Origin of the sequence: Rheinheimera sp. (assembly GCF_037442525.1) — a bacterium.
GTDB lineage: Bacteria > Pseudomonadota > Gammaproteobacteria > Enterobacterales > Alteromonadaceae > Pararheinheimera.
The window spans coordinates 851,903-863,790 of sequence record NZ_JBBIQD010000001.1; the positions used below are offsets into that span (position 1 = coordinate 851,903).

Here is an 11,888-nt window from a genome sequence, read left to right on the forward strand (position 1 = left end):
ATAAAGGAACTCTGCGACCTGGAGTTCCCTGTTATGGACAGGTAAGCAGTTGACATCAGGCCGGTTTCCCTGCGTCAGTCTATTTTTTGCCTTAAAAACCAACTATGCTTAGGGCAACAGATAAGAGAGGTTGTCGTGGATCACAGACGTTTTAGCCGGGTGCTGTTCAGTGGCCCCACTCTATTAACCGCATCTGGTCAGCAACTGCCTGGCCAGTTAAAAGATTTATCCCTCAAAGGTGCGCTGGTCCAGCTGGAACACACTGGCAGTCTGGTGATAGGCACGCCTTACCAGCTTGAAATCGAACTGAATGATTCTGGCCTGCACCTGCAGATGCAAGTCAGTGTCGCTCATCAGCATGGCCTGTTGGTCGGCCTGCGCTGTGACAAAGTGGATATTGAATCGGTCAGCCATTTACGCCGTTTGCTTGAACTGAACCTGGGTGACGCTGAATTACTTAGTCGGGAGCTGGCTGATCTGTCTGCACCTTAGAAGACTGCTGCAACAGCCGTATCGCATCGGGATAGCCGAGTGCTGCAGCCTTTCGCATAAAGACTGACCAACTGGTCATGTCACCTGCCAGACGGGCTTTGTAGGCATAAAAATACTGCACTGGCATCAGTGCCTTTGCCGACTTAAGCTGATTCTGCATCAAGTGCAGGTACAAGGGACTGAGTTCAGCTTCGTGATAACGCATCAGGGACCAGTCCGACAACGCATAAGCCTGCAGCCCCACTTGTGCACAAGTGTCCACTTTCACCAATTGTTCCACTGTGCGCTGGTGAGCAAAGCGCCTTTGATGCAAGGGCAGCTCACCCAGATCCGTCAGCAAATTCGGAATATCCGATCGGGTACACAGGTCTTTTGCAGTGGATTCTGGCAAGAGGTATTCATCGATAAATCCCAGCACATGGGCAAACTCATGCCGGAGCACAGAATAAGGGCTGTCTTCTGCTAACTGCAAAATACCGTTGTTATAACTGGCTCCGCCCTTACCGCCTATGACCAGCAGCTGAGTCATGGCACTGTGACGAACCAGTGAAGCCAAATGCTGATACTGGCATTGTACCCGGGTGTCAGGCACCAGGCTGCAACGCAGTTCCAGGCTCTGGATACGCTGCGCTGGCAAAAAACAGACCGACAGGCTGCTCATAGCCGGGTCCCGTTGCCATTCTGCCAGCAACCTTTTCCACTGTTGTTCCGCCGCCGCATTTTGCAGCACGGGTTGCAGCTGTAAGGCACATTCTGACCGCTGCAAACCCGGTACAGAGCTGTTCCCCTGCCATAAACCATACTGAGCCAACAAAGATGGCTCAACTTGTGAGTGTTGTGCTTGTTGCCAGAGCGACAAAAACTCAGCCGCAGCATAAAAGCCCTGTTGCTGTTCCAGCAAGTGCAGATAAGGTGCTAACAACTGATGCTCACCAAGCTGCAGTGCCTGCAACTGCCATTTCAGCGCGGCAGTCCATTGCTGCTGTGCCAGGCGTCGCTGTGCCAGTTCAGTGGCGGCTGCCGCTTCTGTGGCCGCGGCTTTAAATAGTTCGGTGTCGGTTTTGGCGGACCAGTCTGGCTGACAGGCACAAAGCAGGCTGCATAAAAAAAAGCCAGCAAGCCGGCCTTTTTCAACAAAATACAGCGGCCTACTGAGCCAGTTCTGCATCAGCATCCAAACCTCTTAACCTGTTCATTTCAATGCGGGCATAACGGTGCTCAACAAATTCATGAATATTGGTGGCCAAGGCTTTTTTGTAGTAATCCAACGCTTTGGTCGGGTGCTGCTGTTCATGCCATTTGGCGAGGTAAAAATACACTTCACACAAACGTTCAGCCAATTGCTGAGGATTCAGTTGTGGGTCAGCCGCAATCTCCAGCAATTGTTGTTCGGTGATTTTCCCCAGATAAAACGCGATAATCTGGCTGGCCCAGTGCTGGGAGTCCAGTCTGGCTTCGTTCAATGCCATGCGAGCCTGAGCTTCCGGAACTGATTTTTTACTCTCGGCAAAATACAACCATAAGGAACGGTAAGGGTCTGCAGGTTTAGCCTGATAAAAGGCTTCGAAGTCACTGATAGCCAAATCATTTTTACCATCGTACATCAGGGCTATGCCCCGGTTCAGATAGGCATAATCATAATCCGGTGCCAGTTCCAGTGCAGCATCAAAAGACTCATAGGCTTCGTTGTAATTCCCCACCAGTGTATGATGAATGCCGATAAAGTTATAGGCATCCGCCATATCAGGTTGTAGCCGTAACGCACGCAGGAAATCAAAGCGGGCCAGAGCTCTTAAGCCAACGCTGTCATACATGACGCCGCGGTCATAAAACAAGCGGGCACGTTGTTCATCTGTCGCTTCGGGCTTGGTGAGCAGCTCAGTAATTCGGGCAATCGCAATTTCAGTGCGATAAGAAACCGGCTGAGCCTCAGGCATCAGCAAATCTTCCACCAGCTCTGGCTGAGTTGCCGTGGTTTGAGCACAACCCGCCAGCCACACTGCACAAAGCAGTGTGCTGACGAAAGTCCGCAGGGCTTTACTCTGCAGCAGCTGCATCGGCAGCCTCAGCAGACTTTTCATGAGCTTCTTTAATGCTCAGACGAACGCGGCCTTGCTTGTCCACTTCCAGTACTTTTACTGCCACTTTCTGACCAATTTGCAGGTGATCCGCCACATTGTTCACACGCTCATCAGAGATTTGTGAAATGTGCACCAGACCATCTTTGCCTGGCAGTACGTTGACAAAAGCACCGAAGTCGACGATACGAACCACTTCACCGTGGTAGATACGACCCACTTCAATTTCAGCCGTAATGGCTTCAATCTTGTTGATAGCGATATTGGCAGCCTGAGAATTGGTGGCCGCAATTTTTACAGTACCGTCATCTTCAATCTCAATAGTGGTGCCTGACTCTTCCGTGATTTGACGGATCACCGCGCCACCTTTACCAATCACGTCACGGATTTTCTCCGGGTTGATTTTCAGGGTGTAAATGCGTGGCGCATGCTCTGACAATTCTTCACGGTGTGTGCTGATCGCCTGGTCCATCACGTTCAGAATATGCAGACGGGCTGCTTTGGCTTGTTTCAGCGCAATCTGCATGATTTCTTTGGTGATACCATCAATCTTGATATCCATCTGCAGTGCGGTGATACCTTCTGAAGTACCGGCCACTTTAAAGTCCATATCACCCAGGTGGTCTTCATCACCCAGAATGTCAGACAGAACCACGAAATCATCGCCTTCTTTCACCAGGCCCATGGCAATACCCGCCACAGAGGCTTTGATCGGTACACCTGCATCCATCAGCGCCAGAGAAGAACCACAAACAGAAGCCATTGAGCTTGAACCGTTTGACTCTGTGATTTCAGACACCATACGTACTGTGTAGGGGAAATCTTCAAACGCAGGCATGACTGCAGCCACACCGCGCTTCGCCAGACGACCATGGCCGATTTCACGGCGTTTTGGTGAACCGACCATACCAGTCTCACCCACTGAGAACGGAGGGAAGTTGTAGTGGAAAATAAAGTGGTCGGTTTTTTCGCTCAGCAAATCATCTACCGTCTGTGCATCACGGGCTGTGCCCAGAGTGGCAGTGACCAGAGCCTGAGTTTCACCACGGGTAAACAATGCCGAGCCGTGGGTACGTGGCAGCAGACCAGTCATTACCGACAAAGCACGCACCATCTCATTGTCACGGCCATCGATACGTGGTTCACCTTTGATGATACGGCTACGAACAATCTGGCTTTCCAGGTTATGGAAAATCTCACCAGCTTCCAGCTCGTTCAGGCTTTCACCTTCTGGCAGTTGTGCTTTGATTTTGGCAAATACAGCGGCCTTGATTTCGCCGATACGCTCGTAACGTTTGGCTTTTTCAGTGATGCGGTACGCTTCACCAACATCGGCAGTCGCCAGTTCAGCAATTTGAGCGATCAACGCGGTGTTTTTGGCCGGAGCTACCCAGTTCCAGGCTGGCTTTGCAGCTGCTGCTGCAAATTCGTTGATGGCATTGATCACAGTTTGCATCTGATCGTGGCCATAAACGACGGCGCCTAACATCACGTCTTCTGACAAGATGCCCGCTTCAGATTCAACCATCAGTACGGCATTGGCAGTACCAGCCACCACCAGGTCCAGCTTGCTGGTTTTCAGCTCAGCTTCGGACGGGTTCAGTACGTACTGGTTATTGATATAACCCACGCGGGCGGCGCCCAGAGGGCCAGCAAACGGAATACCAGACAGCGCTAAAGCCGCTGAGGTACCAATGATAGAAATAATGTCCGGCTGAATTTCAGGTTGCACAGAAACCACTGTGGCAATCACCTGCACTTCGTTGGTGAAGCCTTCAGGGAATAATGGGCGGATTGGACGGTCGATCAGGCGGGAGATCAGGGTCTCACCTTCTGAAGGACGGCCTTCACGTTTAAAGAAACCGCCAGGGATACGACCGGCAGCATAAGTTTTTTCCTGATAGTTTACGGTCAGAGGGAAGAAGTCCTGACCTGGTTTAGGCTCTTTTTTACCGACCACTGTGACTAACACAGAGGTATCACCCATGCTGGCAAGTACGGCCGCGTCAGCCTGACGGGCGATCACGCCGGTTTCCAGAGTAATAGTGTGTTGGCCAAACTGGAATGATTTTACGATGGGAGTCACGTGAGTATTTCCTTTCTGATTTTTCGCGTTTTTTCGCGGAGTCTTTTGTTCGATTTTTCGCGGCACAGTATAGCCTGTTCAACAGGTTAAAAGATAGCGGCGGCCTTCTGGCCTGCGAAGAAATATTAAGCATTTCAGGACCGCAGGTCTGACCCGGAAGTCTGGCAAAAGTTCGGGGAGATAGAATGAAAAGAAGGACAGGCAAAGCGTAACCGGCTTCAGAAACAAAAAAGCCAGTCATCCGACTGGCTTTTTCGCATTTCGTCATTCAGTTAAGAATTAACGACGCAGACCTAAACGCTCGATCAGCGCAGCATAACGCTGAGCATCTTTGCCTTTCAGGTAATCTAACAGCTTACGGCGCTGGCTAACCATGCGCAGCAGACCACGACGAGAGTGGAAATCGTGTTTGTGATCAGCAAAGTGAGGCTGTAACTTGTTGATAGAACCAGTTAACAGAGCAACTTGAACTTCTGGTGAACCAGTGTCGCCTTGTTTAGTCGCGAAATCAGCTAAAATTTTCGCTTTTTCTGCTGTAGTTAGTGACATAAATCCTCCGATTGGATGTACAGCTGTAGCCAGGCACTAATCCAGCCACAGCAAAAGAGCGCGCATTTTATGCGTTTTCACCAGCGCTGACAAGTAAAATCATAGGGCTGGTGTATTGGTATTCAACAGCCTGCGAACGGACAGAATGGCACCTGTGACAGAGCCGACACCAATAAACTGCGCTGCCGTGCCATACAACTTCACAGCCAGTAAATCAGCCTGCCCCAACAGCTGCAATTCGGCATCTGTCAGTACCACCGTCTGGCCGTGCACCAAACGTTTTTGTTGCACTTCGTTCAGGTTGAGCGCAGGCAAGCCGGTCAGTGCCAAATCCATCGGCAACAACAACGCATCCAGACCAGCCCAGTCTTTGGCATCATTTAATGGCACCAGCTCCCCTTCCTGTCGCATTTGCGCCGCATGAAAAGGCCCGACATGGGTGCGGCGTAATGCAGTCACATAAGCACCACTTCCTAACAACTCACCTAAATCATCAATCAAGGTGCGGATATAGGTGCCTTTACTGCAATGCACAATAAAGCTGGCATTTTCACCGTCAAAACTCAGCAACTCAAAACGGAAGACCTCTATAGGCCGGGCTTCACGCGGAACTTCTATGCCCTGACGTGCATATTTATACAACGGCTGGCCCTGGTACTTCAGTGCCGAAAACATGGTGGGCACCTGCAACTGCGGACCACGGAACCGAATAAGTGCCTGCTCCAGCTGCGCCAAATCAAACTGCACAGGCCGCTCGCTGATCACTTCCCCAGCAGCATCACTGGTATCAGTCCGTACACCAAAGCGGGCACTGACTTCATAGGTTTTGTCCGTGTCGAGCAGAAACTGGCAAAACTTGGTCGCTTCACCAAAACAAATCGGCAACAAACCACTGGCCAGCGGATCCAAAGCACCGGTATGGCCGGCTTTTTCCGCCTGATACAACCAGCGGATCCGCTGCAAAATGCCATTGCTGGAAACTTCCAGCGGTTTATCCAGCAATAAAATACCATTAACCGCACGACGGGCCATTATTCTTCCTCGTCGTGTTTAGCTTTTGGCTCTGGCTCCTGACCTGAAGCGACGCGTTTACGCTCATCTTCTTTACGCACCTGTTCCACCAGGTTCGCCATGTTGATACCGCGGTCCAGCGACTCATCAAAGTAAAACCTGATGGTCGGCACAATACGGGACTGAATACGCTTGGCAATCAAGCTACGGATAAAACCGCTGGCATCGTTCAGTATGTCCAGGTTCTGTTTCACCTTGGCCTGTTCCAGACCTAAAAAGGTGACGAAAATTTTGGCATGGGACAAATCTTTTGACACATCCACAGCCGAAACTGTAATCATGCTGTGCAGGCGAGGGTCTTTGATTTCACGTTGTAAAATCACTGCCATTTCCTGCTGCATTTGTTGTGAGAGCCGGTCTACCCGGCTGAATTCTTTAGCCATTTGTTCTTTCCTTCTAGCTGAGAAAGAAACAGGGGCTAAGCACTGCCTAACCCCTGCCGATTTCTGTATCGAACTTTCTGCTGTTACAGCGTACGTTCTACCTGAACCACTTCGAAGACTTCGATTTGGTCGCCTTCGCGGACGTCGTTGTAGTTCTTCACGCCGATACCACATTCGAAGCCGTTACGCACTTCGGAAACGTCATCTTTAAAGCGACGCAGGGACTCCAGTTCACCTTCGTAAATCACCACGTTGTCACGTAACACTCGGATTGGCGCGTTACGCTTCACAATACCTTCGATCACCATACAACCCGCGATGGCACCGAACTTCGGTGAGCGGAACACGTCACGAACCTGAGCCAGACCAATGATCTGTTGTTTAAACTCAGGCGCCAGCATCCCGGTCATCGCCGCTTTCACTTCGTCTAACAGTTCATAAATGATGCTGTAGTAACGCAGATCCAGGTTTTCATCTTCGATGATCTTACGTGCTGTGCCTTCGGCGCGCACGTTGAAGCCGATGACGATGGCCGACGAAGCCGCAGCCAGCGTAGCGTCAGTTTCAGTAATACCACCGACACCGCTGCCGATAATTCTGATCTTCACTTCATCGGTGGACAGTTTCAGTAAGGAGTCGGTAATAGCTTCAACTGACCCCTGTACGTCCGCTTTCAGCACTATGTTCAGCTCGGCCACATCGCCTTCGGCCATATTGGCGAACATATTTTCCAGTTTGGCTTTTTGCTGACGCGCCAGTTTAACATCACGGAATTTACCCTGACGGTACAAAGCAACTTCACGGGCTTTACGCTCGTCACGCACCACTGTCACTTCATCACCAGCGGCCGGCACACCGGACAGACCTAAAATCTCAACCGGAATTGAAGGACCTGCTTCTTTTACTTCCTGACCGTTTTCGTCGCGCATCGCACGAACGCGGCCATATTCGAAACCACAAAGCACGATATCGCCTTGCTTCAGCGTCCCTTCCTGCACCAGGATGGAGGCAACAGGCCCACGGCCTTTGTCCAGACGGGATTCAATCACCACCCCACGTCCCATGCCCTGCCGAACAGCTTTCAATTCCAGTAATTCAGCTTGAACCAACAGAGATTCCAGCAGGTTGTCAATACCAATACCCGCTTTGGCAGATACCTGAACGAACTGGGTATCCCCACCCCATTCTTCAGATATGACACCGTATTGGGATAACTCGTTACGCACGCGGTCCGGATCAGCTTCTGGTTTATCAATTTTGTTCACCGCAACCACAATAGGCACACCAGCCGCTTTGGCGTGCTGAATCGCTTCTTTGGTTTGTGGCATCACGCCGTCGTCTGCAGCCACCACCAGAACCACTATATCTGTGGCTTTGGCACCACGGGCACGCATTGACGTGAAGGCAGCGTGACCTGGGGTATCCAGGAAAGTGATCATGCCACGGTCAGTATCCACGTGGTAAGCACCAATATGCTGGGTAATACCACCAGCTTCACCTGCCGCCACTTTGGCTTTACGGATGTAGTCCAGTAATGAGGTTTTACCATGGTCAACGTGGCCCATTACGGTGACGACCGGAGCGCGAGGCTCCAGCTGGCCTTCACCTTCGCGGTCTGACATGACCGTTTCTTCCAGCTCATTTTCTTTGGTCAGCGTGAACTTGTGGCCCATCTCTTCACAAACAATAGCGGCCGTTTCCTGGTCGATCACCTGGTTGATGGTGGCCATAGCGCCCATCTTCATCATCACTTTGATGACTTCAGACGCTTTGACCGCCATTTTGGCAGCCAGCTCAGCCACTGTGATGGTTTCGCCAATTTTGACTTCACGCTCTACCGGTTGGGCCGGTTTGTTAAAACCATGCTGCATACTGGTAGGGGTTTTCTTTTTCTTATGACGGTTGGCGCGGTTAAAAGCGTCTTTATCGTCCACATCGTCTTTTTTCTTGGCCTTGCCAGCTGGCGCCTTGGCCTTACCACTGCGACGTCCGCCACGCTCGTCGCGTGAGTCAGCTTCGTCTTCAGCCTGTTTGGCATAGGCATTGCTCGTCAGGTGGTAATCGTCTTTGTCTTCCGTTGAGTCTTCTTTTGACCAACGTTCTGCGTTTTCTTCGGCCAAACGACGGGCTTCTTCCGCCTGTTTCTGAGCTTCCAGCTCAAGTTTGCGCAAACGTTCCGCTTCCTGCTGTGCTTTGATACGTTCAGCTTCACGTTTGGCTTCTTCCTTGGCCGCTCGGCGGGCAGCTTCTTCCGGGTCATCTTTATGACCGGCTTTGGCTGCATCATCACGACGTTTGGCTTCGGCGGCTTTACGCTCTGCGTCTTCACGCGCTTTACGCTCGGCGTCGTCTTTGGCCTTTTTCTCAGCCGCTAAACGCTCCTGTTCACGGCGGGCTTCTTCAGCTGCACGTTCTTCTTCCAGACGGGCTTCTTCCGCCTGCCGCGCCGCATCGTCGCCAAATGGGCGTTTGACGTAAGTTTTTTGCTTACGGACTTCCACCTGCACTTCACGGTTACGGCCGGCGCCACCGGACACGCTCAGCGTGGTTTTTTCCTTGCGTTTTAACGTCAGCTTGGTTGGCTCGGCCGACTGACCACCATGAGCCCGGCTTAAATGGTCCAACAACGTGCGTTTTTCTTCTTCACTGACCATCTGGCCAGCCGATTTTTGAATGCCTGCATCAGCAAACTGCTGGATTAAACGGTCAACTGTGGTGTTGACGTCACTGGCCAGTCTCTCAATAGTTACTTCTGTCATGTCAGTGTTTTCCTCCGTTTACCCAATCAGTTCTGTTCGTTAAACCAGACGATGTTACGGGCAGCCATAATCAGCTCAGCCGCTTTTTCTTCTGACATTTTTTCAATTTCGATCAAATCATCTACTCCAAGCTCAGCCAGGTCGTCGAGAGTGACAACACCTTTGCTGGCCAATACGTAAGCCGTATGAGTCCCGACACCTGGCAGGTTGATCAGCTCTTCACTTGGAGCCGCACCTTCCAGTGATTCTTCACTGGCCAGAGCTTTTGTGGTCAATACTGCTTTTGCGCGTTTGCGCAATTCTTCGACAGTGTCTTCGTCCAGACCGTCGATCGCCAGCAATTCACTGACAGGTACATAAGCGATTTCTTCCAGCGATGAGAAACCTTCGTCTACCAGCACACCTGCGAAGTCTTCGTCAATTTCCAGCGCGCTGATAAACAGGTTCAGCACTTTGGAAGTTTCTTCCTGGTGTTTCTCTTTCATGGCCGTCACTGTCATCACGTTCAGTTCCCAACCTGTCAGTTGACTGGCCAGACGAACGTTCTGACCGGCGCGGCCTATGGCCATCGCCAGATTGCTGTCTTCGACAGCAATATCCATCGAATGCGCATCTTCATCCACAATGATGGAGGCCACTTCAGCCGGAGCCATAGCGTTAATCACATATTGAGCTGCGTTGTCATCAAAAAGCACTATATCCACGCGCTCACCGCCCAGCTCACCGGAGACAGCTTGCACCCGTGAACCACGCATACCGACGCAGGCGCCAACAGGGTCAATACGACGGTCGTTTGTTTTCACCGCGATTTTGGCACGCAGGCCAGGGTCACGGGCGGCACCACGGATTTCGATCATCTCTTCACCGATTTCCGGCACTTCAATGCGGAACAGTTCGATCAGCATTTCCGGACGGGTACGGCTTAAAAACAGCTGAGCACCGCGGGCTTCTGGTTTTACTGCATACAATAAACAACGGATACGGTCACCAGGACGGAAGGTCTCACGTGGCAGCATTTCTTCTTTGGCCAGCATGGCTTCGGCGTTATTGCCTAAGTCCACAATGATGCTGTCACGGTTTACTTTTTTCACCACGCCAGTCACTAATTCGCCGACCTGGTCGACATAAGCTTCAACCACTTGTGAACGTTCAGCTTCACGGACCTTTTGCACTATGACCTGTTTGGCCATTTGAGTGGTAATGCGGTCAAAGGTAATAGATTCGATCTGCTCTTCAACATAGTCACCCACCTGCAGTGACGGATCGTCAAACTGAGCGGCGGACAACGTCATTTCGCGGTATGGATGTTCCTGGATCTGGTCGTCAGGGATCACCTGCCAGCGGCGGAAAGTTTCATAAGCGCCGGTTTTGCGATCAATAGCCACACGGACTTCAATATCACCTTCATTTTTCTTTTTGGTAGCAGCAGCCAGTGCATACTCCAGCGCCTGGAAAATCTTTTCACGTGGGACTGACTTTTCGTTGGACACGGCGTCCACAACCAATAAAACTTCTTTAGCCATCTTATTATGCCTCGCTATGACCTGTGTCTCAGAACACAGGAACCAGGTTTGCTTTATCTACATTATCCATCAGCAAACGGTAGGGTTTGCCATCCACTTCAACCACCAACATATCGTCTTCGATTTGTGTCAGCAGCCCCTTAAACTTACGGCGACCATCCTGCGGAATAGCCAGTTTTACTTCGATTTTCTGCCCAACCACCTTGGTAAAGTGAGCCGGCGTAAACAACGGGCGGTCTAAACCAGGCGAGGACACCTCAAGGAAATATTCAGTTGGAATTGGGTCTTCAACATCAAGAACAGCGCTGACTTCACGGCTGACCACAGCACATTGATCCACATTCACGCCTTCCGGGTGATCGATATAAAGGCGTAAGGTCGAATGTTTTCCCGCCCTTATCAATTCAATCCCCAACAATTCAAAGCCTGCAGCTTCCACTGTAGGGGCAAGCAGCGCTGTTAATTGCTGTTCTTGTTTAGTCAAAGAGACCTCCTGACATCAGAAATAAAAAAAGGGCATAGCGCCCAGAATTTTAGTACAACTCGATTGCAGATATAAAAAAGCCCCGAACAAGCGGGGCGAATTTAACTCTGACTGAAAACTGATATCGCCAATCAATTTTCTGAATTCTATGGCACCTTTGTGCGCTTGCGGACTGCTCACCAACTTTATTTTACTTACGTAAAACATTCTGGAAATTGGTTGCGGGAGCCGGATTTGAACCGACGACCTTCGGGTTATGAGCCCGACGAGCTACCAGGCTGCTCCATCCCGCGTCCGTAAAACGCGCACATTATATAGTCCTGGTCTGACTATCGCAAGGCTGAATTCTTCATGCACTTGCGGTGCTTCAATATTGGTGCCGAGAGCGGGACTTGAACCCGCACGCCCGAAGGCACTACCACCTCAAGGTAGCGTGTATACCAATTTCACCATCTCGGCTGAA

Annotated in this window: 10 protein-coding genes and 2 tRNA genes; 1 reads left to right on the forward strand and 11 read right to left on the reverse strand. The window is 51.0% G+C overall.

All coding sequences use genetic code 11. The features are described 5' to 3' along the window. Positions 1 to 135: 135 nt before the first annotated feature. A complete protein-coding gene (locus WKJ03_RS03985) occupies positions 136 to 492 on the forward strand; it encodes a PilZ domain-containing protein (RefSeq protein ID WP_337840861.1) in 357 nt (118 codons plus the stop codon). Here WKJ03_RS03985 and WKJ03_RS03990 read toward each other — a convergent pair. From WKJ03_RS03990 to WKJ03_RS04040, 11 genes are all read right to left on the reverse strand, one after another. Next, positions 458 to 1,666 (reverse strand): hypothetical protein, encoded by a 1,209-nt coding sequence (locus WKJ03_RS03990; protein ID WP_337840862.1) that lies wholly within the window; start codon positions 1,664 to 1,666, stop codon positions 458 to 460. The genes WKJ03_RS03985 and WKJ03_RS03990 overlap by 35 nt on opposite strands. Continuing rightward, positions 1,641 to 2,549 carry a lipoprotein NlpI gene (gene nlpI / locus WKJ03_RS03995; RefSeq protein ID WP_337840863.1) on the reverse strand — a complete coding sequence of 303 codons (909 nt, stop codon included), beginning with the start codon at positions 2,547 to 2,549 and terminating at the stop codon, positions 1,641 to 1,643. Before nlpI ends, WKJ03_RS03990 begins: the two co-directional genes overlap by 26 nt. Next, positions 2,530 to 4,656 carry a polyribonucleotide nucleotidyltransferase gene (gene pnp / locus WKJ03_RS04000; protein WP_337840864.1) on the reverse strand — a complete coding sequence of 709 codons (2,127 nt, stop codon included), beginning with the start codon at positions 4,654 to 4,656 and terminating at the stop codon, positions 2,530 to 2,532. Before pnp ends, nlpI begins: the two co-directional genes overlap by 20 nt. Positions 4,657 to 4,935: 279 nt before the next feature. Beyond that, positions 4,936 to 5,205: a 30S ribosomal protein S15 gene (gene rpsO, locus WKJ03_RS04005; protein WP_337840865.1), complete on the reverse strand. Its 270-nt coding sequence runs from the start codon at positions 5,203 to 5,205 to the stop codon at positions 4,936 to 4,938. 99 nt (positions 5,206 to 5,304) lie between these two features. Next, on the reverse strand, positions 5,305 to 6,237 hold the full coding sequence (gene truB / locus WKJ03_RS04010) for a tRNA pseudouridine(55) synthase TruB (RefSeq protein ID WP_337840866.1): 933 nt from the start codon (positions 6,235 to 6,237) through the stop codon (positions 5,305 to 5,307). Then, positions 6,237 to 6,659, reverse strand: a complete 423-nt coding sequence (rbfA, locus tag WKJ03_RS04015) for a 30S ribosome-binding factor RbfA (RefSeq protein WP_337840867.1) — start codon at positions 6,657 to 6,659, stop codon at positions 6,237 to 6,239. Before rbfA ends, truB begins: the two co-directional genes overlap by 1 nt. An 83-nt stretch (positions 6,660 to 6,742) precedes the next feature. Next, entirely contained in the window at positions 6,743 to 9,418 is a 2,676-nt protein-coding gene (gene infB, locus WKJ03_RS04020; RefSeq protein WP_337840868.1) for a translation initiation factor IF-2, read from the reverse strand. Between the two features lie 26 nt (positions 9,419 to 9,444). Continuing rightward, positions 9,445 to 10,941, reverse strand: coding sequence for a transcription termination factor NusA (gene nusA / locus WKJ03_RS04025; protein ID WP_337840869.1), 1,497 nt, complete (start codon positions 10,939 to 10,941; stop codon positions 9,445 to 9,447). 28 nt (positions 10,942 to 10,969) lie between these two features. Further along, on the reverse strand, positions 10,970 to 11,425 hold the full coding sequence (gene rimP, locus WKJ03_RS04030; protein WP_337840870.1) for a ribosome maturation factor RimP: 456 nt from the start codon (positions 11,423 to 11,425) through the stop codon (positions 10,970 to 10,972). Positions 11,426 to 11,641: 216 nt separating this feature from the next. After that, positions 11,642 to 11,718 (reverse strand) — tRNA-Met (locus tag WKJ03_RS04035). Between the two features lie 81 nt (positions 11,719 to 11,799). Beyond that, positions 11,800 to 11,884 (reverse strand) — tRNA-Leu (locus WKJ03_RS04040). Between the last annotated feature and the right edge of the window lie 4 nt (positions 11,885 to 11,888).

Excerpts from the sequence above, each read along its gene's own strand:
- nlpI (WP_337840863.1), bottom strand. The coding sequence starts at position 2,549 with ATGCAGCTGCTGCAGAGTAAAGCCCTGCGGACTTTCGTCAGCACACTG.
- infB (WP_337840868.1), bottom strand. The coding sequence starts at position 9,418 with ATGACAGAAGTAACTATTGAGAGACTGGCCAGTGACGTCAACACCACA.
- truB (WP_337840866.1), bottom strand. The coding sequence starts at position 6,237 with ATGGCCCGTCGTGCGGTTAATGGTATTTTATTGCTGGATAAACCGCTG.
- nusA (WP_337840869.1), bottom strand. The coding sequence starts at position 10,941 with ATGGCTAAAGAAGTTTTATTGGTTGTGGACGCCGTGTCCAACGAAAAG.
- rbfA (WP_337840867.1), bottom strand. The coding sequence starts at position 6,659 with ATGGCTAAAGAATTCAGCCGGGTAGACCGGCTCTCACAACAAATGCAG.
- WKJ03_RS03990 (WP_337840862.1), bottom strand. The coding sequence starts at position 1,666 with ATGCTGATGCAGAACTGGCTCAGTAGGCCGCTGTATTTTGTTGAAAAA.
- rpsO (WP_337840865.1), bottom strand. The coding sequence starts at position 5,205 with ATGTCACTAACTACAGCAGAAAAAGCGAAAATTTTAGCTGATTTCGCG.